23 protein-coding genes and 1 pseudogene are annotated in these 24,071 nt (G+C 70.4%); 11 read left to right on the top strand and 13 right to left on the bottom strand.

All coding sequences use genetic code 11. The annotated features are described in order from the left end of the window. Positions 1 to 262: 262 nt before the first annotated feature. The 3 genes from P3102_RS11515 to P3102_RS11505 all read left to right on the top strand — a co-directional run bounded on the left by P3102_RS11515 (position 263) and on the right by P3102_RS11505 (position 5,196). Positions 263 to 1,342, top strand: a complete 1,080-nt coding sequence (locus P3102_RS11515) for a MoxR family ATPase (RefSeq protein WP_276368856.1) — start codon at positions 263 to 265, stop codon at positions 1,340 to 1,342. Between the two features lie 72 nt (positions 1,343 to 1,414). Beyond that, positions 1,415 to 2,689, top strand: coding sequence for a DUF58 domain-containing protein (locus P3102_RS11510; RefSeq protein WP_276368855.1), 1,275 nt, complete (start codon positions 1,415 to 1,417; stop codon positions 2,687 to 2,689). Beyond that, positions 2,686 to 5,196: a DUF3488 and transglutaminase-like domain-containing protein gene (locus P3102_RS11505; RefSeq protein ID WP_276368853.1), complete on the top strand. Its 2,511-nt coding sequence runs from the start codon at positions 2,686 to 2,688 to the stop codon at positions 5,194 to 5,196. The genes P3102_RS11510 and P3102_RS11505 overlap by 4 nt, the downstream gene beginning before the upstream one ends. A 418-nt stretch (positions 5,197 to 5,614) precedes the next feature. Here P3102_RS11505 and P3102_RS11500 read toward each other — a convergent pair whose 3' ends face one another. From P3102_RS11500 to P3102_RS11490, 3 genes are all read right to left on the bottom strand, one after another. Next, entirely contained in the window at positions 5,615 to 6,031 is a 417-nt protein-coding gene (locus P3102_RS11500; RefSeq protein WP_276368852.1) for a DUF3040 domain-containing protein, read from the bottom strand. 197 nt (positions 6,032 to 6,228) lie between these two features. Further along, on the bottom strand, positions 6,229 to 7,446 hold the full coding sequence (gene dinB / locus P3102_RS11495; RefSeq protein ID WP_276371107.1) for a DNA polymerase IV: 1,218 nt from the start codon (positions 7,444 to 7,446) through the stop codon (positions 6,229 to 6,231). Positions 7,447 to 7,701: 255 nt separating this feature from the next. After that, on the bottom strand, positions 7,702 to 8,436 hold the full coding sequence (locus P3102_RS11490; protein ID WP_276368850.1) for a methyltransferase domain-containing protein: 735 nt from the start codon (positions 8,434 to 8,436) through the stop codon (positions 7,702 to 7,704). A 109-nt stretch (positions 8,437 to 8,545) separates the two neighbouring features. On the opposite strand from P3102_RS11490, the gene P3102_RS11485 reads away from it, so the two are divergent. The 5 genes from P3102_RS11485 to P3102_RS11465 all read left to right on the top strand — a co-directional run bounded on the left by P3102_RS11485 (position 8,546) and on the right by P3102_RS11465 (position 13,409). Then, on the top strand, positions 8,546 to 9,412 hold the full coding sequence (locus tag P3102_RS11485; protein WP_276368849.1) for a ParA family protein: 867 nt from the start codon (positions 8,546 to 8,548) through the stop codon (positions 9,410 to 9,412). 6 nt (positions 9,413 to 9,418) lie between these two features. After that, positions 9,419 to 10,222, top strand: a complete 804-nt coding sequence (locus P3102_RS11480; RefSeq protein ID WP_276368847.1) for a DNA-formamidopyrimidine glycosylase family protein — start codon at positions 9,419 to 9,421, stop codon at positions 10,220 to 10,222. 125 nt (positions 10,223 to 10,347) lie between these two features. After that, entirely contained in the window at positions 10,348 to 11,397 is a 1,050-nt protein-coding gene (gene add, locus P3102_RS11475) for an adenosine deaminase (protein ID WP_276368846.1), read from the top strand. A gap of 378 nt (positions 11,398 to 11,775) precedes the next feature. Then, the gene (locus P3102_RS11470) at positions 11,776 to 12,336 is read left to right on the top strand and encodes a GNAT family protein (protein WP_276368844.1); all 561 of its coding nucleotides are present in this window, start codon (positions 11,776 to 11,778) and stop codon (positions 12,334 to 12,336) included. 23 nt (positions 12,337 to 12,359) lie between these two features. Then, entirely contained in the window at positions 12,360 to 13,409 is a 1,050-nt protein-coding gene (locus tag P3102_RS11465; protein ID WP_276368843.1) for a quinone-dependent dihydroorotate dehydrogenase, read from the top strand. Here the strand turns inward: P3102_RS11465 and P3102_RS11460 are convergent. The 4 genes from P3102_RS11460 to P3102_RS11445 all read right to left on the bottom strand — a co-directional run bounded on the left by P3102_RS11460 (position 13,369) and on the right by P3102_RS11445 (position 18,388). Continuing rightward, complete coding sequence (locus P3102_RS11460) at positions 13,369 to 15,012, bottom strand: amidase family protein (protein ID WP_276368841.1); 1,644 nt, start codon at positions 15,010 to 15,012, stop codon at positions 13,369 to 13,371. The genes P3102_RS11465 and P3102_RS11460 overlap by 41 nt on opposite strands. A 368-nt stretch (positions 15,013 to 15,380) precedes the next feature. Then, positions 15,381 to 16,364, bottom strand: coding sequence for a hypothetical protein (locus P3102_RS11455; protein WP_276368839.1), 984 nt, complete (start codon positions 16,362 to 16,364; stop codon positions 15,381 to 15,383). Positions 16,365 to 16,438: 74 nt separating this feature from the next. After that, positions 16,439 to 17,287, bottom strand: coding sequence for a PspA/IM30 family protein (locus P3102_RS11450; RefSeq protein WP_276368838.1), 849 nt, complete (start codon positions 17,285 to 17,287; stop codon positions 16,439 to 16,441). Positions 17,288 to 17,506: 219 nt separating this feature from the next. Beyond that, the gene (locus P3102_RS11445) at positions 17,507 to 18,388 is read right to left on the bottom strand and encodes an RNA polymerase sigma-70 factor (RefSeq protein ID WP_276368836.1); all 882 of its coding nucleotides are present in this window, start codon (positions 18,386 to 18,388) and stop codon (positions 17,507 to 17,509) included. Between the two features lie 170 nt (positions 18,389 to 18,558). Between P3102_RS11445 and P3102_RS11440 the strand changes: the two genes are divergently transcribed. Further along, positions 18,559 to 19,044, top strand: a complete 486-nt coding sequence (locus tag P3102_RS11440; protein ID WP_276368834.1) for a carboxymuconolactone decarboxylase family protein — start codon at positions 18,559 to 18,561, stop codon at positions 19,042 to 19,044. A 53-nt stretch (positions 19,045 to 19,097) separates the two neighbouring features. On the opposite strand, the gene P3102_RS11435 is transcribed toward P3102_RS11440, so the two are convergent. The 4 genes from P3102_RS11435 to rimO form a co-directional block, all read right to left on the bottom strand. Further along, positions 19,098 to 19,547, bottom strand: a complete 450-nt coding sequence (locus P3102_RS11435) for a helix-turn-helix transcriptional regulator (RefSeq protein ID WP_276368832.1) — start codon at positions 19,545 to 19,547, stop codon at positions 19,098 to 19,100. A gap of 101 nt (positions 19,548 to 19,648) precedes the next feature. Next, the gene (locus P3102_RS11430; RefSeq protein WP_276368830.1) at positions 19,649 to 20,113 is read right to left on the bottom strand and encodes a nicotinamide-nucleotide amidohydrolase family protein; all 465 of its coding nucleotides are present in this window, start codon (positions 20,111 to 20,113) and stop codon (positions 19,649 to 19,651) included. 47 nt (positions 20,114 to 20,160) lie between these two features. Beyond that, on the bottom strand, positions 20,161 to 20,802 hold the full coding sequence (gene pgsA, locus P3102_RS11425; protein ID WP_276368828.1) for a CDP-diacylglycerol--glycerol-3-phosphate 3-phosphatidyltransferase: 642 nt from the start codon (positions 20,800 to 20,802) through the stop codon (positions 20,161 to 20,163). Continuing rightward, complete coding sequence (gene rimO, locus P3102_RS11420) at positions 20,799 to 22,247, bottom strand: 30S ribosomal protein S12 methylthiotransferase RimO (RefSeq protein WP_276368827.1); 1,449 nt, start codon at positions 22,245 to 22,247, stop codon at positions 20,799 to 20,801. Before rimO ends, pgsA begins: the two co-directional genes overlap by 4 nt. An 87-nt stretch (positions 22,248 to 22,334) precedes the next feature. On the opposite strand from rimO, the gene P3102_RS11415 reads away from it, so the two are divergent. Next, on the top strand, positions 22,335 to 22,862 hold the full coding sequence (locus tag P3102_RS11415; protein ID WP_276368825.1) for an amino-acid N-acetyltransferase: 528 nt from the start codon (positions 22,335 to 22,337) through the stop codon (positions 22,860 to 22,862). Here P3102_RS11415 and P3102_RS11410 read toward each other — a convergent pair. After that, the gene (locus tag P3102_RS11410) at positions 22,859 to 23,008 is read right to left on the bottom strand and encodes a CGNR zinc finger domain-containing protein (protein WP_276371106.1); all 150 of its coding nucleotides are present in this window, start codon (positions 23,006 to 23,008) and stop codon (positions 22,859 to 22,861) included. The two genes, P3102_RS11415 and P3102_RS11410, sit on opposite strands and share 4 nt — an antisense overlap. A 147-nt stretch (positions 23,009 to 23,155) precedes the next feature. Here P3102_RS11410 and P3102_RS11405 point away from each other — a divergent pair. Further along, positions 23,156 to 23,444 (top strand): annotated as a pseudogene (locus P3102_RS11405) (nitroreductase family protein); the annotation flags it as partial. A 73-nt stretch (positions 23,445 to 23,517) separates the two neighbouring features. On the opposite strand, the gene P3102_RS11400 reads toward P3102_RS11405, so the two are convergent. Then, positions 23,518 to 23,997, bottom strand: coding sequence for a hypothetical protein (locus P3102_RS11400; RefSeq protein WP_276368823.1), 480 nt, complete (start codon positions 23,995 to 23,997; stop codon positions 23,518 to 23,520). Positions 23,998 to 24,071: the final 74 nt, after the last annotated feature.

Genomic DNA, 24,071 nt, shown 5'->3' with positions numbered 1-24,071 from the left:
GCCTCTCCGTAGTCGAGCGACCTCGCACCGGAGCATACGACAGAACACCGCGTCAGCGGGAGCGCCCGAAAACGCGCTCACCTCACTCAATCGAGGTAAAGTCCCTGGTTGCACAGAGTCATCGACTGGGGTTGGCGGGGTTCCCCCCGCCAGTTCGCCCGAGTTTGACACACTTCGTGGGAGGCTGACCGCTGCCCGGGGGACTGAAGCGGTCCGGCAGAGGACCCAGCGGGAATCCAGCCACGTGGCATCAGGAGGTCGAGTGACGTCGAGAATCCAGTCTGCGACGCCCGGCGAACAGCAGGGTGAGCAGGCAACCGGGCAAGCGCCGTACCCCACGGGCGCCGGCTCGGTCAGCGGCCGGCAGAACGGCCGTGACGGCAGAGCGTCGCTGGACGAACTGCACGAGACCGCGCGGCGGATCGCCGCCAACGTCGAGCGGGTACTGGTCGGCAAACCCGACGTCATCCGCATCGCGCTCGTGACCTTGCTCGCCGAAGGCCACCTCCTCGTCGAGGACGTTCCCGGGGTCGGCAAGACCTCGCTGGCGAAGGCGCTGGCCCGCTCGATCGACTGCACCGTCAGCCGGATCCAGTTCACCCCCGACCTGTTGCCCAGCGACGTCACCGGGGTGTCCATCTACAACCGGCAGAGCGGCGGGTTCGAGTTCCGGCCCGGCCCGGTGTTCGCGAACATCGTGGTCGGCGACGAGATCAACCGCGCCTCGCCGAAGACGCAGTCGGCACTGCTCGAATGCATGGAAGAGCACCAGGTCACCGTCGACACCTCGACGTACCACCTCGAAGAGCCGTTCATGGTGATCGCCACCCAGAACCCCATCGAGATGGAGGGCACCTACGCGCTGCCCGAGGCCCAGCGGGACCGGTTCACCGCGCGGGTGTCCATCGGCTACCCGGACCAGCAGGCCGAACTGGCGATGGTCGACGAGCACGCCGGGCACAACCCGCTGGCCGATCTCGAACCGGTGTCCGACCGTGAGTCGGTGCAGCGGCTGATCGAGACGGTGCGGTCGGTGCACATGTCCCCGGAGATCCGCCGGTACGCCGTCGACCTGGTGTCCGCGACCCGTCAGGTGCCGGAGATCCGCCTCGGCGCCTCGCCGCGGGCGACCCTGCAGCTGGTCCGCGCGGCCCGCGCGCAGGCCGCGCTGTCCGGCCGCGAGTTCGTCGTCCCGGACGACCTGCACACGGTCGCGGTCCCGGTGCTGGCGCACCGCATGGTGCTCACCACGGAGGCGCACGCCGCTCGCCGATCGGCCACCGACGTGGTCCGCGCGATCCTGCACCGCGTTCCCGTACCGCAGGGCTCGAACCACCGTTGAGAGGGATGAGTCCGTCCATGACCCCGCCGCCGCCCTCAACGGGCGAGCTTCGCTCGACAGGGTGAAATCCACATGCTGCGTGCGCTCTCCGGCCTGACCACACGCGGCCGCTGCCTCCTCGCCGCCGGCGTCGCCGCGGCGGCTTGTTCGTTCGTGCTCAACGAACGGGATCTGCTGCGGGTCGCGGTGTTCGTCATCGCCTTGCCGCTGCTGGTCGCCTTCTTCATCTCGGCGACCCGGCTGCGGCTGGGCGCGGCCCGCTCACTGCGTCCGGAGCGGGTCTCGGTCGGCTCGCCGGGCGAGGTCCAGCTCGAACTCTGGCGCGACGGCAGACTGCCGGCCGGCGAGGTGCTGCTCGAAGACGGTGTGCCGTACGCGCTGGGTTCGCGGCCGCGCTTCGTCGTCGAACGGCTCCCCCACCACCGGCGGGTCGCGCTGCGGTATCCGCTTCAGCCGGTGCTGCGCGGGATCCAGCAGGTCGGCCCGCTGCGGGCGACGATCACCGACCCGTTCGGGCTGTGCGAGTTCGAACGCGAGCTGATCGGGCATTCCCGGCTGGTCGTCGTGCCGAAGGTGGTCGGCCTGTGGGGACTGCCCGGCGGCGCCGGGATCGGGGCCGGCGACGACGGCAGCATCCGCCTGCACGCCGGACAGGGCGAGGCGGACGTGATCGTCCGGCAGTACCGCCAGGGCGACGACCTGCGGAAGGTCCACTGGCGCTCCACCGCCCGCCGCGACGAGATCATGGTCCGTGTCGAGGAACGGCCGTGGCGTGGCGGTACGACGGTGCTGCTGGACCACCGCGCGGCCGCGCACCACGGCACCGGCCCCGCCGCCAGCCTCGAATGGGCCGTCTCGTTCGCCGCTTCCGTGGGCCTGCACCTGCGCCGCTCCGGCCACCGCGTCCGGCTGATCACCGAACACGGCCAGACCCTGGCCGACACCCCCGGTGAGGGTGGCGAGCACTACGACAACGTCGTGCTCGACGTCCTCGCCGCGCTCCAGCCCACGCACCAGCGCGACATCACCCTCGGCCACGACCCGGCCGAGGGACAGGAACTCATCGCCGTACTCGGCACCGTCAGCAACGAATCCGTGCACGAGCTGTCCCGGTACCGCCCGCGCGGCATCCGGAGCCTCGCCGTGCTGCTCGACACCCCCGGCTGGTCCTCCGGCGTCAACCGCCCGGAGAACCGCGCCGCCGCCACCGAGGAGTCGGTGTCGCTGCTGCGCGCCGCGGGCTGGGGCGTCGTCGTCGCCGGCCCCGGATCGCCGATGCAGCAGGTGTGGGCCGAGCTGTGCCAGACGGCCACCCGCCGGGGCACCCTGATCGGAGGCGGCCTGTGACCGCGACCGCGCCACCCCGCCCGCACACCCCCCGTCCGCGACCCGAAGCACCGCCGCCGGTCTGGTCGAGCAGTGTGCTCGCCCCGGTCGCCGCCGGGCTCGCCACGCTGTTCGCCTCGACCTCGCTCACCGGCGTCGTCTCCGGTTGGGCGTGGTTCGGTTACCTGCTGGTCGCCGTCGTGCTGATCGCCTCCACCGGGCTCGCCCTGCGGTCGCTGCGCGCGCCGACCATCGTCGTCGGCCTGGCGCAGCTGCTCGTGCTGCTGTTCCTGATCACCGGGGCGTTCACCACCAGCGGGATCCTGAAGATCATCCCCGGGCCGGACGCGCTCGAAGAACTGCGCGGCGTGCTCGCCGCGGCGGCCGAACAGATCCGCGTCGGGCTGCCTCCGATCGAGGGCACACCACCGATCCTCTGCCTGGTCACCATCGCCATCGGCCTGGTCGCCGTCCTGGTCGACACACTGGCCGTGGCCGCCGCCGCGCCCGCCGCGACCGGCTTGGTCCTGCTGTGCGTGTACGCCGTCCCGGCGGCATTGGCCGAGGACATGCTGCCGTGGTGGACGTTCCTGCTGGGCGCGGCCGCGTTCGCCGGGCTGCTCGCCGTCGACGGCAACCACCGGCACCGCCGCTGGCGCAACCGCGAGGCACCGGGGCTGGGCAATTCGGCGAGCACGTTGTCCACGCCCGTCGGCGTGGTGGCCGCGGCGATCGTGATGGGCCTGGTGATCGGCACGGCCGTCACCGGTATCGGCACGGTCGGCAAACTTCCCGGTGCCGAGGGATCCGGCCGCGGCGGCGCGGGCGGATTCGGCGTCGAGCCGTTCACGCAGCTGCGCGGCCTGCTCGACCAGGGCGAGAACGTGGAACTGTTCAAGGTCTACGGGATGGGCGCGGACAAACGCCTGCTGCGCGCGTTCACCCTCGACACGTACACGCCGAACAAGGGCTGGGGGCTGGCGCAGAACGGCCGCGCCCAGCAGGGGGTGCAGGTCAACAAGGGCCTTCCGCCCGCTCCCGGCGACGACGGCGCAGGCCCCGCGCGGGAGATCCGGATCGAGCCGACGAACTGGGTCGACAACTGGCTGCCGATCTACGGCGCGCCGCGGTCGATCGTCGGGCTCGCCGACAACTGGCTGTACGACACGGTCGGCGGCGCCGTGTTCACCACGACCAAGCAGAACGGGCCCGCCTACACCGAGACGGCGTCGATCAAGGAGCCGTCGAAGGACGAACTCCGGCTCGACGACGCCCGCCTCGCCGAGGTACCGCAGCAGTTCGTCCAGGTCGACCGCGTCGATCCCCGGGTCGCCGCGAAAGCCAAGCAGCTGACGGAGAACGAGTCGAACAACTTCGACAAGGCCCAGGCGATCTGGTCGTTCTTCACCGCGCAGAACGGCTTCGTCTACGACACCAAGACCGCCGACGCCGCCGACGCCGACGCGCTCGCCGACTTCGTCCTCAACGGCAAACGCGGGTTCTGCGAGCAGTTCGCGTCCGCGATGGCCGTGATGCTGCGGTCGGTCGGCATCCCCTCACGGGTCGCCATCGGCTTCACCTCCGGGACCCCGAAGGGTGATCACCTCTCGATCAGCTCCGAGGATGCGCACGCCTGGGTTGAGGTCTACTTCCAGAAGAAGGGCTGGGTCAGCTTCGACCCCACCCCGCTGGTCGACGGCCGCGCGGTCGTCCCCCCGTACCTGCAGACCGACGCCGGCGCCTCCACGACCAACGACACCCAGGAGGTGCCGAGCGCGCCCGCGTCGAGCGCCCCCGCCACCGGCACGCCCCGCGACCCGGGCGCGGAGCTCGGCGCGGACGGCGACGGGGACCGGCAGGAGGAAGAGCCGCTGTGGCCCGCCATCCTCGCCGGGATCCTCGGTGGCTTGGCGGCCGCGCTGACCGTGGTCGCGATCGTGCGGTCCCGGTTGAGACGCCGGGCGCTGATGCGACCAGGGGCGTCCTCCGCCGCGGACCGCGAGGACAACGGGTTCCTGGCCAACCAGAACGTGACGAACTGGCTGCCACTGATCGCGATCGGCCTGTGGGTGGCGGCGTTCGCCTTCCTGGCGGCCTGGGTGTCGTGGTGGTTCGCGCTGGCACTGGTGGTCGTCCTCGGCGTGCTCGGCACACCCACGACGATCCGGGAGATCAAGCGGCGGCTGCGACTGCAGAAGATCGCGTCCCACTCTCCCGCCGCGGCCGACGCGGCGTGGCGGGAACTGATGGACGAATGCGCGGACCGCGGCCTGCCGCTGTCCGACGGCGACACGGTGCGGGTGGCGGGCCGGAAGGTCGTCGAGAAGCACCGCCTGGACGAGGAGGGCCGCTCCGGCCTGCGGACGGTCATCGGCGTCGTGGAGAAGTCCTGGTACTCGGACAGGCCGGCGGACGATCAGGAGCTGGGCCCGGCCTTCGACGAGGTGCGCAAGAGCCTGAAACGGAACGCGCCCATGTCGTGGAAGGGCCGCCTGTTCCCGCGGTCGCTGCGGCGAGGGAAGAAGTAGCTCGTTCCGTCGAGGGATACCGTGCGCGCCCGTGGTGGTGGGACGGCTCGTCGAGGATCGTTGCGCGACGCCAGGGGTCGTGAGCGGGACCTGCCGCCGGGGCGCGACCGGCGGTTTCGCGTGCTCCGATGGACGACACCCGTGTCCAGACGGACGACACCCGTGTCGGGAGGGACAGCACGCGTGTCGTCCGTTCCAAGCACGTGTGTCGTCCCTTCAAGCACGTGTCGTCCGTTGGATCACGCGAAAGCGTCGTCTCACGACCCCCACGCCGGCCGTCACCCACCCCGACCCACTCAATTCTGCTGGCTTGAGTACAGGAAGGCCCCCTTCCTGTACTTGGGAGGGCGGAGCCGGCATGACCACGCGAACATGCCGACGAGGCGGTGCCCCGTCGGCATGTTCGCGTTTGTGAGAGCTACTGCTCCTCGAAGCGCTGGCGGAACCGCTCTTCCATGCGCTGGGTGAACGAGCTCCGGCGTGGGGACGACTTGCCGCCGCCACCTCCACCGGCTCCCGGGCCACCGCTGTCCTTACCGCCTTCCGTTTCGGCTCCGTGCCGAATCGACGTGACGGCCATCATGACTCCGAAGAACATCACGAGGAACCCGAGCACGCTGATCACTGGGATCTCGGCGACCCGGATGTTGACCACCACGCCGAGCACCAACAGTGCGACGCCCACCACGAACAGGGCGATGCCCTGCAAACGCCGTCGGCGGGCGGGGCGGCGCAACCGGGTGCCTCGCACCGTGGATGCGAACTTGGGGTCCTCGGCATAGAGCTCGCGCTCGATCTGATCGAGCAGCCGCTGCTCATGCTCGGAGAGTGGCATCTTTCCTCCTCCGGCACAGCTGTCGCGGGCGCCGGGCCGCGCAACGTCATGGACCCAACAGACAACCCCAGGCGGGGTGTCTCTGTCCAGGATACGAGCCCCGCGCTCGTCCGACTACCCGATCCCGTATCCAGAAGGGATCAAATTGGCCGAAACCACCCGACATGGCTTTCTCGAAGACGGCGGAGCGGCGGATCTCACTGGTCACGGGGGGTCAACAGTGACGCGGGCCGCACCGCGCCGTCACCGAACTTGGACCTCGCGATGTCGGCGGCGACTTCCGCATCCCGCCATCGGGGTTCGGATGCGTCGAAAAGCAGCTGCTCTCCATTACTCTCCGTGTCCAACCCCTCGACTCTTACGCCGATCAGGCGGACTGCGCCCGTCGGCGCGTGCTCGGCGAGGAGTTCGACGGCGGTGCGGTGGATGTCGCGGGCCACGTCCACCCCGACGGCGGTCGTCCTGGCGCGGGTGATGGTCTTGAAATCCGCGAACCGGACCTTGATCGACACCGTCCGCCCCCGCAGCCCGCGGCGGCGCAGGGTGGCGGCGACGCGTTCGGACAGGCGAAGCAGTTCCAGCCCGAGCGCCGAGCGGTCGTGGAGGTCGACGTCGAAGGTCACTTCGGCGCCGATCGACTTGTCCGGCGTCTCCGGCACGACCGCGCGCTCGTCGTGGCCGCGCGCGAGCGCGTACAGGTGCTCCCCCAGCGCTCGTCCCAGCGACCGCCTGAGCCTGGGCAGCGGAGCGGCGGCGACGTCGGCGATGGTGTCGAGGCCCTGCTGCCGCAGAAGCTCCTCGGTGCGCTTGCCGACGCCCCACAGCGCCGACACCGGCAGCGGGTGGAGGAACGCGAGCGTCTCGGCCGCGGGAATGACGACCATGCCGTCCGGTTTCGCCATCCCGGACGCCAGTTTGGCGACGAACTTGACCTTCGCGACGCCGACCGAGCAGCTGATCCCGAACTCCGCGGCCACCCGCTCCCGGATCCGGGCGCCGAGCCGGGCGGGTGAGGAGTCCAGCCGTTTGAGCGCACCGCCGACGTCCAGGAACGCCTCGTCCAGGCTCAGCGGCTCCACCAGCGGCGTCAGCTCGCGGAAGATCCCCATGACGCCTTTCGACACCTCGCCGTAGAGCCCGCGTGTCGGGGTGATGCAGATCAGCTGCGGGCAAAGCCGTTTGGCGGTCGAGAACGGCATGGCCGACCGGACGCCGAACTCGCGTGCCGCGTAGCTCGCGGCCGCGACGACCGACCGCGGGCCGCCACCGGAGACGACCACGGGCTTTCCCGCCAGCTCCGGCCGTGTGCGCAGCTCACAGGACACGAAGAAGGCGTCCATGTCGACGTGCAGCAGACCGCAACCGGTGTCGTCGGGCCAGGTGGTGGCCCCGGTCGTCACGCGGTAGCGGGCCATCCCGCCGGGCAGTTCAGCGTTTCTCCCCACGGTGTCTATTTGTCGCGCGCTGCCGGAAACGCCCCGGCAGGGCGCACGTGGTCGGTGTCAGCTGCGGTGGTCATGGGAGTGCCCTGCCAAAACGTTTCCGGGGGCCCTTCGGCCCGAAAGAGGGCGCGCGACGGTGAAGTCGCCGTCGGGCGCGGGGCGCCCTCCGGCGACCTTGCGGGCACGTTAACCCGGACCACCGACAGTTCCGGTCACCGCACGCGCGGGTCAGGCCGGGCGGTGGGCCAGGAAGTGCAGCCTGCTGGAGATGTCCCGCAGCGGCGGAACCGACGCCGCCGCCAGCTCGAACTCCGCCAGGTCCTCTTCCCGCACCCCGCCGGGCACGAAGTCCGCCACGACGCCGTCGCCCTGCAGCGAGATCACCTCGAGCCCCACGTCGATCAGCTGCGCGCGCAGGGCCTCGGCGTCGAAACGCCGCAGCACGGTCTCCCTGCCACCGCCGAGCACGCCGCTCTCGGCCACCAGCAGTTCCCGTGCCTCGCCGAGTCGTCCGGCCAGCGCACGCTGCAGGATCGCCGCGTGGCGGTTCGCCACCAGTACCGAGACCGCGCCACCGGGTACGACCGCCGCGGCCAGCGCGGCGAGCACCGCCGCCGGATCGTCGACGACTTCGAGCAGTCCGTGCGCGAGGACGAGGTCGGCCGAGCCGTCCGCGACGTGGGCTCCGAGCGCGTCGGAGTCGTCGGCGATCACGGTGATGCTGCCGGAGACGCCTTCTTCCTCGGCTCGGCGGCGCAGGGTCGCCAGCGCGTTGGGGTTCGGCTCGACGACGGTCACCAGGCAGCCCGCCGAGGCGAGCGGCACCGCCCAGCCGCCGCTGCCCCCGCCGACGTCGACGACGTGCGGCTGTTGTGCGCCTCGCGCCCGTGCGGCCCGGAGTTCTGCTTCGAGAACCCGGCGAACCGCCCCCGATCCCCGCGTGGCCACGGTGTCCGTCTTCATAAACGCACAGGGTAATGCCCGCCTTCCGGGCGCCGCCGGGTGTAGTCCGATGCGGTGTTCGACACCTTGCCAAGGGGCCGCACCGCCGACTGCCCGTAGGCTGTATCGAGTGCACACGGTCGCTGTTCTCAGCCTGAAGGGTGGCGTCGGTAAAACGACGGTAGCCCTCGGTGTCGCGTCCGCCGCGCTGCGTAGGGGCGCCCGGACTCTCGTGGCCGACCTCGACCCGCAAGGCAACGCCACCACCTCGCTGGACCCGCCCTTCACCGATCGCACGCTGGCCGACGTCCTGGAGACGCCGGTGCGCTCGGTGCTCGAACGAGCGATCGCGCCCAGCGTGTGGAGCGACCAGATCGACGTCCTCGTCGGCGCCGAAGAGCTCGAAATGCTCAACGAACCCGACGCCGACAACCGCCGCTTGGAGAATCTCTCCCGCGCGCTCGACGAACTGCACACGAACCCACTGCGCGAGGAACCCTACGAACTGGTGATCCTCGACTGCCCGCCGTCGCTGGGCAGGCTGACCCGCTCCGCGCTGGTGGCCGCGGACAGCGCGCTGATCGTCACCGAGCCGACGATGTACGCCGTCTCCGGCGCCCGGCGGGCACTCGAGGCGATCGAAAAGATCCGCGAGGAGCAGAACCCGGGGCTGCGGCCGATCGGTGTCGTGGTCAACAAGCTCCGCGTGCGTTCCTACGAGCACCAGTTCCGCGTGGCCGAACTGCGGGAGAACTTCGGCCCGCTGGTGATGCCGACGGCCATCCCGGACCGGCTCGCGGTGCAGCAGGCCCAGGGCGCGTGCAGCCCGATCCACGAATGGCACTCCCCCGGCGCGCAGGAGATCGCGCTCACCTTCAACATGGTGCTGGCGAAGGTCCTGCGCTCGAGCCGGGCCGGACGGCACCGTGTCCGCGGCGACGAAGAGCCAGAGACCACCGAAAAGCCCGCCAAGCTGAGCGACACCGGTACGGGTTGACGGCCGATGCCCGAAGGCGACACCGTCTTCCTCGCCGGCAAGGTGCTCGACAAGGCACTGGCCGGGAAGACCTTGCTGCGAGGCGAGTTCAGGGTCCCTCAGCTGGCCACGACGGATCTCGCCGGACGTGCAGTGCTCGGCGTGGGCACGGTCGGCAAGCATTTGCTGACGCGGCTCTCCGACGGGCTCACGTTGCACAGCCACCTGCGCATGGACGGCAAGTGGGAGGTCTACCGGGCGGGCGCGCGCTGGCGCAGGCCGGCGCATCAGGCGCGGGTCGTCCTCGCCACCGAGGATCTGCAGGCGATCGGTTTCCGCGTCCACGACCTCGAACTCGTGCCCACGGACGAGGAAGACCGGTTGGTCGGGCACCTCGGCCCGGATCTCCTGAATCCACAATGGACGGACGAACTCGCGGAGCGGGCGGCGGCCGCGCTGGTCGCGGACCCGGATCGCGAACTGGGCGACGCCCTGCTGGATCAGCGGATCATGGCGGGGATCGGGAACATGTACAAGGTCGAGATGTGCTTCCTGCTCGGCGTCACCCCATGGACGCCGGTGTCCGAAGTGGACCCGGCGAAGGTCGTGGCGCTGGGGCGCAAGCTGCTGAAGACCAACGCCTGGCGCACTTCCCAGACCACCACCGGCGACCTGCGCCGCGGCCGTGAACACTGGGCCTACGAACGGACCAAACAAGGCTGCTTCCGCTGCGGCGGGCGGCTCAAGGTCGCCTCCCAGGGTGCCGGTCACCAGGCGCGGCCGACCTGGTTCTGCCCGAACTGTCAGTCCGGGCCGGCTCCGAGCGGCTAAGCTGACGCCGTGACGCTGTTCAAGCTCCCGCTCTACGGGGCCGACACCGAACGCGGCGACCTCGCTCCCTGAGTCGCCCGCTTCCCCCGCACGTCACCCGTACCTTTTTCCCAGGGAGCTTCGTCATGCCCGGAATCCTCTCGGGAGAGGCGCTGCGCGCGTTCGTGCACGCCCTGCCGAAGGTCGAACTCCACGTCCATCTCGTCGGTTCGGCGAGCCTGCCCACGGTGCTGGAACTGGCCCGGCGCCGCCCGTCCGCGGGGGTGCCGACCGACCCCTCGGCGCTCGCCGAGTTCTTCACCTTCCGTGATTTCCCGCACTTTCTCCGCAACTACCTGGCGGTCACGTCGCTGGTGCGCGACGCCCGCGACATCCACACCCTCGTCACGGGGCTGGCGGCCGGTCTCGCCGCGCAGAACGCCCGCTACGCCGAAGTGACCGTGACGCCGTACAACCACGTCCTCGACGGGATGCCGACGGACGATCTCCTCACCGGTCTCTCCACCGGACGGGCTGCGGCGCGGGCGGACCACGGGGTGGAACTGGCCTGGTGCTTCGACATTCCCGGCGAGAAGGGAGTCGTCGCCGGCCGTGAGACGGTCGTGTTCGCGCTCCGCGAACGCCCCGAAGGCCTGGTGTCCTTCGGTCTCGGCGGCCCCGAGGCCGGTGTCGGCCGCGCGCAGTTCGCCCCGTTCTTCACCACGGCCAGGGAGGCGGGGTTGCGCAGCGTCCCGCACGCCGGCGAGACCACCGGGCCCGCCACCGTCTGGTCGGCGGTGCACGATCTGGGCGCCGAGCGGATCGGGCACGGCGTCGGCGCGCACACCGATCCGGCGCTGCTGGAATACCTCGCGGCTCGACGGATCCCACTGGAGGTCTGCCCCACGTCGAACATCCGGACGGGTCAGTTCGCCTCGATCGCGGCACATCCCGTGCGGCGGCTGCTCGACCACGGCGTGGTGGTCACGCTCAACACCGACGATCCGCCGATGTTCGGCGCCACCCTCGACGGCGAGTACGTGGCGGTCGCCGAAACACTGGGCTTGACCGCGACCGAAATCGCCCGGTTCGCGAAGAACGCCGTGGCGGCGTCTTTTCTGCCCTCGGCGGACAAAACCGTCCTGATGGCGGAGATCGAAGAAATCTTGTTGCAGGACCCCGAAGTCCTCGCATAGCGTGGCGGTACACGAGAGAGGAGGTGGTCCAAAGTTGTATTCCAACAGGACTCGTGAGGTGACTGTCCGCTAGCGGACGCACGCGTAGGACTTTCAAGCAGCGATACAACGCAAGTTGGAGCCACCTTCGGCTCGTCGTCTCTGCTTCGCGTGCTGCCTGATAGCGAATACCAGGCAGTCACCGGGCCTCCGAGGTTCCCGAGCACCGGTCCGGCTCGGGCCCGGCCGCCGATTCCGGCGTCCGGGAGCCACCTCGGGGGTACCCTTATTTCCGGGTCATGGCCCGTTCGCGAGGCCTGAGGGTCCACCCGCCGCCCTGGCGGACCGTCCACCGCTGTTCCGCCCCCGGAATCCCCGCGGACTGGATAGCCTGACGCCATGCTGAGACCTGACTTCCCGATCACCACCGAGCGCCTGACCCTCCGCGCCTTCACCCCGGCGGATCTCGACGAACTCAGCTCCTTCCAGTCCCGCGCCGACGTCGCCCGCTACCTCTACTGGGGTCCGCGCAGCCGGGCCGAATCCGCCGCCGCGCTCGCCAAACGGGTGCACGGCAGCAGCCTGTCGCAGGAAGGCCAGTGCCTCGCGGTGGCCGCGGAACTGACCGAGACCGGGCAACTGATCGGCGACCTGAACCTCGACTACCTCAGCAGCGAGCACCGCCGGGGCGAGATCGGATTCGTCTTCCATCCCGATCACCACGGGAAGGGGTTAGCCGCGGAAGCCGCTGTGGAACTGCTCCGGCTGGGCTTCGAAGACCTCGGCCTGCACCGGATCATCGGTCGTTGTGACGGCCGCAACACCGCTTCCGCCGTGCTGATGGAACGCCTCGGCATGACGAAGGAGGCTCATCTGCGGCAGAACGAGATCGTGAAGGGCGAGTGGTGCGACGAACTCGTCTTCGCGATGCTCGAAGACGAGTGGAAGGCGAGCCGCTAGCGGCGACCGGGCATGATGGGGCCGTGCTCTTCGACAAGATCGTCCGCCCCGCTCTCTACCGGGTCTCCGGCAGCGACCCCGAAACCGTGCACGAGCGCACCATCGGCACGCTCGCCAGGCTGAGCCGGGTCTCCCCCGCGCTCGGCGCGCTCGGCCGCTTCTACCGGACGGACGATCCGGTCACCTTCCTCGGTCTTCGCTTCCCGAACCGGGTCGGCCTCGCCGCCGGGATGGACAAGAACGGCCGCGCCCTGCACGCGTGGCCCGCGCTCGGCTTCGGTTTCGTCGAGGTCGGCACCGTCACCCGGCATCCGCAGCCGGGCAACGACAAACCGCGGCTGTTCACCCTCGCCCAGACCGACGCGGTGATCAACCGGATGGGCTTCAACAACGAAGGCGCGGAAGCGCTCGCCGCCCGGCTCGCCGCGGACGGGAAGCCGGCGGTGCCGCTCGGCGTCAGCATCGGCAAGTCCAAAGTGACCCCCCTCGGCGAGGCCGTCGAGGACTACCGGTTCTCGCTGCGGGCGCTGTACCCGTACGCCGACTACTTCGCCGTCAACGTCAGCTCCCCGAACACACCGGGCCTGCGGGCGTTGCAGGACAAAGCCGCGCTGGCCGAACTGCTCTCCGAACTCCGGAAGACCTCCGGAGAACTCGCCGGCGACGCGAAGCCGACGCCGGTGCTGGTGAAGGTCGCTCCCGACCTCACCGACGAGGCGCTCGCGGAACTGCTGGAGGTCTGCCTCGACCACGGTGTCGCCGGGCTGATCGCGACCAACACGACCTTGTCCCGTGCAGGGATCGCTCCGCCCGAGACCGCCGTCGGTGCGCAGGCGGGGGGACTGTCCGGGCGCCCGCTCACCGCGCGCTCGGTCGAGGTGGTGCGGTTCGTGCACGACGAAACCGGCGGCGAGCTGCCGATCATCGGCGTCGGCGGGATCTTCGACGCCGGCACCGCCGCACGGATGCTCGACGCCGGCGCCGGTCTCGTCCAGCTCTACACCGGCTTCGCCCTGCACGGTCCCGGCCTGGTCAAGCGGGTCGCCCGAGGTCTCGCGGCCCGGCCGTGCTGACGAACCTCAGGTAGGCCCGCCAGCACTGGTACTTCGTCAGTTCCGTCGCGTTCGCCGTGGCGGCCTGGTCGCACAGGACGGCCAGCGGCGTCTCCCCGTTCTCCAGCCGGATCCGGCCGAGGACGAACGGGGCGGGCAGCGTGGCCGCGAAGGCACCGAGAGCGGCGGGCGAGAGCCGCCAGCGTTCACCCGAAAGCATCGTGCGCTCGCCCGCGGCGGGCACCGGCACCACCCCCGGCTGCGGTGGATCGGTCGGCAGCAACACCATCCGATAGCCCTCGTCGGTCTGGACCAGTCCGGTGAACCGTGCTCCCGCGGCGACCAGCCGCCCGTTCAACGGCTGCCCACGCAGATGTGCGCCGAACACCACGAGATCCGCACCCGGTGCGGGATAAGGGAAGTCGGCCTGTTCGTCGGTGAGCACGGCGGCGAGATCGATGGCGACCTGGTCGTCGAACGGCCGCACCACCACCGAAACCCCGTACGGCCCGAGGTCCGACGGTGACGCCGGCACCGTGACGGCGGCGAGGTCGAGCAGGTTGACGAACGCCGTGAAACGCTCCAGGCGCCGGCTGACACCGTCCGGATCGGACAACGCCTCGGCGACCTCGGGATGGTCGGCGACGGTCGGGAGGACCAGGGCGTCGTACTCGGACAGCATCCGGAGCGCGATCATCCCGGCCTCGGCGACGCGCTGCCTGTCCGCGGTGAAGCCGTCGTCGTGGATCAGCTCGCCCACCGACAGGAGTGCCGAGATCTCCACCGGTTCCACCAGCGCGCCGGACGCCCGCAGCGCCGAAACCGCGCCGAGAAAGGCAGATCGGGACCGGAGCGTGAGATCGGTGAGGATGTCGGAGCCGGGAATCGCCACCCGCGGCCGATCCCCCGCGGACAATCGGACGTCGGGGGGCCAGTCCCGCACGAGCGGGTCGATCCCGTCGGGGCCGGTCATCAGTCCCAGCGCGCGCTGGCCCAGCGTGAGACTGCGCGCGAACAGGGAGATCCCGGCGCACGGCGCGGCGCCGGTCTTGGGCACCAGACCCAAGGTCGGCTTCAGCCCGACGATCCCGTTGAGCGAAGCGGGCACCCGGCCCGCTCCCGCCGTATCCGTGCCGACCGCCAGGTCGACCAGCCCGAGCGCGACGGCGACGGCCGCCCCGCTGCTCGCGCTCCCGGAGACGCAGGCGGTGTTCAGCGCGGCGCTCACACCGCCGTAGGGACTGTGGGTGTGCTCGAGATCGCCGCCGAACCGATCGCAGTTGGTCTTGCCGATCACCACCGTCCCGGCCGCGGTCAGCCGGGACACCGAGGTGGCGCCGACCCGGCAGACGTCTTCCCCTGCGCTGGGAAGACCTGCGACGTCAAGGACGTCGATGACGTCCACGACCGCTGCCAAGGTGCCGGCGAGTGGCAGGTCCGCTCCCGTACGGACGCGTTCGTCGACCGCTTTCGCGTCGACGAGGGCGTCTTCCACGGGACGGAGAGTGATCCAGATGTCGGGCCGGTCGACCTCGGCGATCCGGTCGTAGGCCGCTATGACGCGTTGGCAGGAACTGGGCGGCGGGGCGGGGGTCGGTTCCGGTTCCGGGGGAAGCGTCGTCACTGGGCGTCCTTTCCTCGGTGGGGACGAGAAAGACCACTGCGCGAGATCCACTGTGTCCGGTCCGCCACCCTGGGACGCCCGCTCACGCGGGCCGGGTTCAGGCCCGGGCTGGGAGGAGTACTGCGTGCATGAAGGAAACGTTAGGCATCGCGCGTGGCCGCCACCAGCGGTTTCGGCTCACGCGAGCATTTCGGTATCACACAGTGAGCGAGTCGTTACGCAATGGAGTATTAGCGACGACGAATGGGACGATGGTCCAGGAAAGCGCCTGCTCAGACGACGCCTGCCTATGAAAGTACATGAAGGCCCCCTTCCTTGCGCTGGACGCAAGAAAGGGGGCCTTCATGTACTTCACACCCGCTGGGACGTCAGGAGAGCTCGCGCAGCGCCATGGCCAGTCCGGCGAGCTTGTCGGTCGCGTCGGACAGCTGTTCCTTGGACGACGTCATGCCGTCCGAGCTCGCGGCGACGGTGTGCCCGGCGGCCGCGACGAGACCGCCGTAGCCGTCGAGGCCGTCGTCGAGCTGGTCGCGCAGCTGCCTGATGGCGGCGTCGAGGGCGCCCCGTTCCCGTTCGGGCGCGGCGTCCCGTCCACGTTCGATGGCCTGGATCCGGCCCGCCAGCCCGCGCAGGGCCTGCGCGGCCTCCGCGGCGGTGGTCCGGGCGTCCGCGACGGCGATCTCCGACACCGGCATGGTGCCGAGCGACGTCGGCTGCGAAAGCTGGCGAAGCAGCTCGGTCAGCGAAGCCTCGCTCTCGACGAGGCGTTCCATCGGCTGCCGCGCCACGGACCGTGCCGGGGGCAGCGGAGGCGGAGCGGCGGGCGCGGCGGGCAGCACGGTGCGCTTGAGTTCCCGCAACCGCAGTCCCGATCGGACACCGAAGGTGCCGAAGACGATGGTGAACGCGCCGCCCGCGATGGCCTGGAGGACATCGGCCTCGCCGGCCTTCAGCAGGCCGGCGCCCGCGACGACGGTGAACAGTCCGCAAAGGATGGTAAGGAGGAGCCAGAACGTCAGTGCGCGAGAGGTCCGGCGCTTCCGTCGCTCCAATTTGGCTGCCGGTTCGTTCCAGCGGGCCCATTTGGCCTTCGCGTCGGCCACGGCCGGGATCTGGCCCGCGGCCATCGAAGTCAGCTGCTGCGAGATCTTCGGCATGGCGGGCATCGGCGGCAACTGCGGGCGCGGTCTGGGCGGCGCCGGCTGAGCGGGCCGCGAAGAAGCCTGCTCGGAGGGCGGGATGTAGCGCTGCAGCTTCTCCTGCGCGCGCTGGGCGTAGTCGGGCAGCTTTTCGATGTGCTTCTCAAGCTTGGCGGTGAACTCCCCGAAGTCCTTGCGCCTGCCCTGGCCCATTGCCCTCGCCCCTGTCGTCGAAGTGAGACCGGTCCCGCACCCCGCGGGGCGCGGGACCGGCTCTGGGTGGTGTGTCAGGCGGGGTTCTTGCCCTGCTCGGCCTGAACCCGTGCCTGGATCTCACGCTGGATGTCCGCGGAGCCCGACGACGCCTTCGGCGCCGCGGCGGCGGTCTTGCCGTCCGTCACCTGGGCGACGGAGTCACCCTTCATGGACGCGCGGATCTGCTCCAGGCGGGAGTGCCCCGCGAGCTGCGTCGTGGAGGCCTGGACCTCCATCATCCGGCCCTGGACGGAGTTCTGTGCGAGTTCGGCCGAGCCGAGCGCGGTGGTGTAGCGCTTCTCGATCTTGTCGCGAACGTCTTCCAGTGACGGGGTGTTGCCCGGCGCGGCCAGCTGGCTCATCTGGTTCAGCGAAGCGGAGACCTGCTCCTGCATCTTCGCCTGCTCCAGCTGCGAGAGCAGCTTGGTGCGCTCGGCCAGCTTCTGCTGGAGCATGGTCGCGTTGCGCTCGACGGCCTTCTTCGCCTGCGCCGCCGCCTGGAGCGACTGGTCGTGCAGGGTCTTGAGGTCCTCGATGCTCTGCTCGGCGGTGACGAGCTGCGCGGCGAAGCTCTCCGCCGCGTTCTCGAACTCGGTCGCCTTCTGCTCGTCGCCCTTGGCACGCGCCTCGTCGGCGAGCACCAGCGCCTGGCGGGTCGAAGCCTGGAGCTTCTCCACGTCGCCGAGCTGGCGGTTCAGCTTCATTTCCAGCTGACGCTGATTACCGATCACCGAGGCGGCCTGCTGGGTCAGCGCCTGGTGGTTGCGCTGCGCCTCCTCGATGGCCTGCTGGATCTGTACCTTCGGGTCGGCGTGCTCGTCGATCTTCGACGAGAACGCCGCCATCATGTACTTCCAGAACTTCACGAACGGGTTGGCCATCTCCTCCGCCTGCCTTCTCGCATCCCACGGGCTGTTACCTCGAGGTGGGGCGTCCCCTCTGTGATGTTGCAACGTCCCGACCCCGGCGTTGAGTTCCATCGTGTCAGGTCGGCGTCCCGCGTTCCAGGCGACCCCGACGGAATTCAGGGATCCCCCTGACTGTGATGTCCGCGACCTTTCCAGTTCAGCGCCGGTGACGGTGGGTGAAAACGGCCGGAGTCAGCGGCGCAGCGCGGTCTCTTGGTCCATTCGTGACAACTTCTCGGGGTTCCGCACCGCGTAGAGGCCGGTGACGAGGTCACCTTCGACGCGCAGTGCGAGGACGGTGTCGACCTCGTCACCGAGCCGCAGGATCAACGCGGGATGGCCGTTGACCTGCGCCGTCCGCATCGTCGCCGCGTCGTCGCGGACCGGGCGGCTCGCGGCCAGCAGCGGCGCGACCAGTGCCGCGCCCACGACGGGCGCGAGCACCGCCTGCACCACTCCGCCCCCGTCGCCGAGGAAGACGACGTCCGGCGAGAGCACGTCGAGCAGCCCTTGCAGATCACCCGTCCGGACCGCGCGATGGAACGCGTCGAGCACGTCCCTGGTCTCAGCGGGCGACGCGGCCCCACGCGGCCGCCGCGCGGCGACATGCACGCGGGCCCGGTGGGCGATCTGATGGACCGCCGCCGGGGTCTTGCCGAGGGCTTCGGCGATCTCGCCGTACGCCACGTCGAACACCTCACGCAGCACGAACACCGCGCGTTCGGTCGGCGTGAGGGTTTCCAGCACCAGCAGCATCGCCATCGAGACGCTGTCGGCCAGCTCGACGTCTTCGGCCACGTCGGGGGTGGTGAGCAGCGGTTCGGGCAGCCAAGGGCCGACGTAGGACTCCTTGCGGCGGCCGAGCGTGCGCAGCCTGCCGAGCGCCTGCCGGGTGGTGACGCGGACCAGATAGGCCCGCGGGTTCTGCACCATGCCGAGATCGACGGCCGACCAGCGCAGCCAGGTCTCCTGGAGGACGTCTTCGGCGTCGGCGGCCGAGCCGAGCATCTCGTAGGCGACGGTGAACAGCAGGTTCCGGTGGGCGACGAACGCCTCCGTGGCGGTGTCGGACATGGACGGCTCCTGTTCTCGGCGACGGTGTCCCCACCAGACGCCGCGCCACACCGATTTCTGACACTCCGAAGCCGTGGCGCACGTCACGGTCCGACGTTGTCAGGACGGCCGGGCTCCCGGCATCCGGTGGTCGTCCGGTTCAGCCCACGACCACGAATGAGGACCAGATCATGGATTCCCGTTTCGATCTGAACAGCAGCGAGCTCGGCGCGAAGCTCGGCAAACGCTTCGCAGGAGTCAGTGTGGCCATCAAGGAGTCGGCGCTGCCCAAGCTCACCAGGGAACTGGTGTCGCTGCGGGCGAGCCAGCTCAACGGCTGCGGGTTCTGCGTCGACGCCCACGCCAAGGACCTGGCGGCCGCCGGTGAACCCGCGGTCCGCGTCAACCTGGTCGCCGCCTGGCGCGAGACCGGCGTGTTCACCGAGGCCGAGCGGGCCGCGCTGGCGCTCGCGGAGGAAGGCAGCCGGATCGCCGACGCGCACCGGGGTGTCTCCGACGAGACCTGGGAGCGGGTGCGGAAGCACTACGACGACGATCAGGTCGCCGCGCTGGTCTACCTGGTCGCGATGATCAACGCCGCCAACCGGCTGCTCGTCATCACGCGCACCAAGGGCGGCTCGTACGCGGCGGACGCGTTCGGCGACGTCGCGGACTGACGTCGAAAGGCCCCAGGCGAACCGCCTGGGGCCTTTCGACGTTCGTCACCTTGCTAGGCGGCGACCATCTTCGGTGCGGAGATGGTCGTCCGCAGGGCGGGGCTCATCCGCGGCGGTGGCGAGATCCGCAGGTCGGCCAGGTCGTTGCCGATCAGCTCGGACACCAGGCGGCCGCCTTCGAGCCCGCCCGTTTCGGCGTTTTCCCGCTCCGGAGCGCGCCGCTTGCCCGCCTCGACCTTCTCGTCCACCGGGGCGACCTCGACGTTGTCCATCGCCGAGACGTCCGCCGCGACCTTGTGCAGGAGTTCGCCCAGCGGAAGGTCCAGGGCCTCGCAAATGGACGCCAGCAGCTCGCTGGACGCCTCCTTCTGCCCGCGCTCGACCTCGGACAGGTAACCGAGGCTCACCCTGGCGGCGCGGGAGATGTCCCGCAGCGTTCGACGCTGGTTCGTGCGGGCGTGTCGGAGCCGGTCGCCGATCGCCTCGCGCAACAGCACGGTCATCACGCGCCTCCCTTCCAGGACTGACTACCCCCTACGTTACCCAGAGCGGTGCCCCGGGCGCAGGTGTTGACACGGCAATACGCCAAGGGCGAACGCGGCGATCATGCGAGATGTTCCCCCAGCAGGGCGAACGCGCCCGCGACCGCACCGGCCCTGACCGAGGCTCGATCACCGCTCAAGTCCAGCGTACGGACGGTGAGCACCCCCGGGCCCACGAGACCGACGTGGACGGTGCCGGGTGCCACACCGTCCTGCCCGCCCGGCCCCGCGACGCCGGTGAGGCCGAGGCCCCAGGTGGCGCCGCACCGATCTCTCGCGCCGGCGGCCAACTGCGCCGCGACCTCGGGATGAACGGCGCCATGCGCGGCGAGGAAGGCTTCGTCGACCCCGGCCAGCGTCGCCTTGAGGTCGGTCGCGTAGACGATCAGGCCACCCCGGACGACGGCGCTCGATCCGGGGATCTCGGTCAGCGTCGCGCAGACCAGCCCGGCGGTCAGCGACTCGGCCGTCGCCACGGTCTCCCCACGCTCGATCAGGTGAGTGATCAAGGTCTCAGCTTCATTCATGCCCCCGCCACCACCCTCAGCGGACGCGCCGCGCGCGGCTGTGCCTGTCATAAGCCCGCGACCCGCCTTCCCGCGGCGCGCAGCCGTACCGCGCGCACGACGTAATCGAGCCCGGTCACGCCGGTCAACACGAGCGCGAGCCCCATCAACACCCAGCGCACCGGCTCGGCCGACGCGGGCAGGGGCAGCAGATACGCGGTGATGGCCGCGATCTGCGCGAGCGTTTTGGCCTTGCCGCCGCGGCTGGCCGGGATGACACCGTGCCGGATCACCCAGAAGCGCAGCAACGTCACCCCGATCTCGCGGATCGCGATGACGATGGTCACCCACCAGCCCAGTTCGCCGAGCACGCTCAGCCCGACCAGCGCGGCGCCGATCAGCGCCTTGTCCGCGATCGGGTCGGCGATCTTGCCGAAGTCGGTGATCAGCCCGTACTTGCGTGCCACCCAGCCGTCGACCTGGTCGGTGAACGACGCGATCGCGAACAACGCGGTGGCGATCGCGCGCCAGAAGGTGTCCGCCCCGTCACCGGTGAACAGCGCCAGCACGAACAGCGGCACCAGCACCAGCCGCGACATCGTGAGCAAATTCGCCAGGTTCAGGGTCGGGACCGGGGTGGCCTCGGGAACCCGGGCGTGCTCACCGCCCGTCCCTTCACCGGCCCCGGCGTCGCTCGGGGCGGCATTCACCGGTCGGCCTCGAGCGGCGCGGGCCGCACGATCAGGTCCACACCCTCGGAGTCGACGACCTCGCAGCGCACGAGGTCACCCACCGCCAGCGCAGGGAGGTCTTCCGTCTCGATCAGCACGCATTCGCCGTCGACCTCGGGGGCCTGGTGCGCGGCACGACCGATGGGGTCCTCGCCGTCCTCGGCCCGCTCGACGAGGACGTCGACGAAGTCGCCGATCCGGTCCTCGGCCCGCTGCGAGGTCAGCTCCTCGACCAGCGCGGAGATCCGCGCGACCCGCTCGGCCACCACGGACTCGTCGAGTTTGCCGTCGAGGGTCTCGGCCTCGGTGCCGTCCTCGTCCGAGTACCCGAAGACGCCCACCGCGTCCAGCCGCGCGCCGTTGAGGAAGCGCTCCAGCTCGGCGACGTCGTCCTCGGTCTCGCCGGGGAACCCGACGATGACGTTGGTGCGGATGCCGGCGTCGGGCGAGTGCTCCCGGATCTGGTCGCACAGCGCGAGGAACGAGTCCGTGGAGCCGAAGCGGCGCATGCGGCGCAGCACGGTCTCGCTGGAGTGCTGGAAGGACAGGTCGAAGTAGTCGGCGACACCCGGCGTGGTCGCGATGGCCTTGACCAGGCCGGGGCGCGTCTCGGCGGGCTGCAGGTACGAGACGCGGACGCGTGCGATCCCGGGCACCGCGGCCAGGCGCGGGACCAGCAGTTCCAGCGCGCGGGCGCCGTCACGGCCGAAGTCCTTGCCGTAGGAGGTGGAGTTCTCCGAGACGAGGAAGACCTCCTTGACGCCGTTCTCCGCGAGCCACCCGGCCTCGGCGACGATCTCGTCCGGCTGCCGCGACACGAAGGAACCGCGGAACGACGGGATCGCGCAGAACGAACAGCGCCGGTCGCAGCCGGACGCGATCTTCAGCGCGGCCACCGGGGAGGTGTCGAGCCGGGTCCGCAGCACCCGAGGGCCCCAGCCATGCTGCGCGTGCCCCGGCACCTCGACCGACTCGGCGGCGGTCGGGCGCTGGACGGGACTGATCGGCAGCAGCTTGCGCCGGTCGGAGGGAGTGTGGGACGCGACCTTGCGGCCCGCCACGACGTCGTCGAGACGCTCCGCGAGGTCCGCGTAGTGGTCGAAACCCAGCACCGCGTCGGCCTCGGGGAGGCTCTCGGCCAGCTCGTTGCCGTAGCGCTCGGCCATGCAGCCGACGGCGACGACCTTCTTGCCGGTGTCGGACGCCGCGAGCAGCGTGTCGACCGAGTCCTTCTTGGCGGACTCGACGAAGCCGCAGGTGTTGACCACCACGACGTCGGAGTCCTCGGGCTCGGCGGCGAGTTCCCAGCCGCCCGCCGCCAGCCGTCCGGCGAGTTCCTCGGAATCGACCTCGTTGCGGGCGCAACCGAGGGTCAACAAGGAAACGCGACGGGTGGCGACAGGATCAGTGGTGGGAGAAGGCACGTGCCTTAGGGTAGCTGGCCTGTTCGCGGGGTCGGCGATCGCTCGCTCGGGCGAGCCCTCGACCGGTCGCAGCTCGCGGATGGCTTAATGGTGGACGTGCCCTCAGACCCTCTCCTTCGCCGCCCTCCGACCGTCCGCCGGGCGCGGATCGCGGACGTCCGCAAGATCAAGGCGCTGGTCGACTCCGACGCGGGGACGGTGCTGCTGGAGAAGGAGCTCGTCACCCTCTACGAGAGTGTCCAGGAGTTCTGGGTGGTCGAAGACGGTGACGACGTACTCGGCTGCGGCGCGCTCCACGTGCTCTGGGAGGACATCGCCGAACTGCGCACCATCGCCGTCGACAAGGACTCCCGTGGCCGTGGCATCGGGCACGCGCTGGTGGGGCAGCTGATCGACTTCGCCCGCGAGATCGGGCTGAAGCGGCTGTTCGTGCTGACCTTCGAGACCCGCTTCTTCTCCGGCCACGGCTTCGTCGAGATCGACGGCACCCCGGTGACCCAGGAGGTCTACGAGGAGATGCGGCGCTCGGCCGACCCGGGTGTCGCGGAGTTCCTCGACCTGCCGTACGTGAAGCCCAACACCTTGGGCAACAGCCGGATGCTGCTGGAGCTTTAGTTCCTGGTGGCGTGGCGGGCGACCCGGACCCGGTTGCCGCACAGCGACGGCGTGCACCGGACCCGCCTGCTGTTGGCCGCCACGAACAGCATCGAACAGTCCTGCGCGCCGCATCGCCGCAGCTGAGCGACGCGCGGACCGGACACGAGGTCGATCACCGCGACCGAGACGGCCGCGAGGACGATTTCGCCGCCGTCCTCGCCGTGCCAGGACGTCTCCGCTCCCCGCACGGTCAGGCGCGGGCTGGTGGGGACCGCGGCCGCGTTGACCCCACTCGACCGCCCAGCCTGACCGGCAGGCCCGCCGGGGACAACGCGACCGACGCCGCGTTCCACGGCGGGATCTTCCCGGCGGTGTGGAACTTCCAGCTGGCGCTGCGGTCACGCGGCCTCGGCTCGACGCTCACGACGTACCACCTGACGCACGAGGCCGGAGGCGGCCGAGATCCTCGGCATTCCCGCCGACGTCACGCAGGCCGGGCTGCTACCGGTCGCCTACACGACGGTGCCGGGCTTCGAACCCGCGTCACGTGTGCCGCCGGCGGAAGTGGCGTACCTCGACGGCTGGGGGAACTCGCTCTGAGCCGGGTCGTGACCTCGGCCGGTCGCCGAAGTCGCGCGGCAAAGGCACCGAGGGGCACGGTCACCCGGCCTGGTCAAGCCTTGGACACCCGCAGAGTGACCTGGTCACCCCGCGAACTCACGGCGACCAGGTCCACCCGGCAGGCGGCGAACTCGACGGACTGCCGGCCACCCCGCCCGGTGGAGGCGACTTCCACCGTGGTCCGCTCACCACGCCCCGGTTCGGCCAAGACCAGCTCGACCACGGCCTCCCCTTCCCAGATGCAGACCATGCCCGCGGCGCAGCGGGAATCGGACACCAGGCGAGCGAACCGGATACTGACGTCCTTGAACGCGACCTCGGTCGTCTCACCGGCGTCGAGGACGACGGTCTCCCCCGGCTCGACGACACCTCGGGCAGGCTCGGGCCGCTGGGCCGGCGCGGGCTGGGCCAGTGCGGGCTGGGCCAGTGCGGGCCGGGTCGCGGCGGGTTGTCCGTGCGCGGCGGAGCTACCGGCTGCGCAGGCGAGGCCGACCAAGGCGCAGAGGACGACGAACAGCTTCTTGGGGTCCACGTGTTCTGGACGTAGCGGAGGCTCCGGTCCGTTGCATCGGGTTCAGTCGATCTTCTCGACCAATACCCAGACGC

Source organism: Amycolatopsis sp. QT-25, assembly GCF_029369745.1.
Lineage (GTDB): Bacteria > Actinomycetota > Actinomycetes > Mycobacteriales > Pseudonocardiaceae > Amycolatopsis.
The sequence above is the reverse complement of the archived record's forward strand: the minus strand, read 5'-3'. Positions and strand labels throughout refer to the sequence as shown.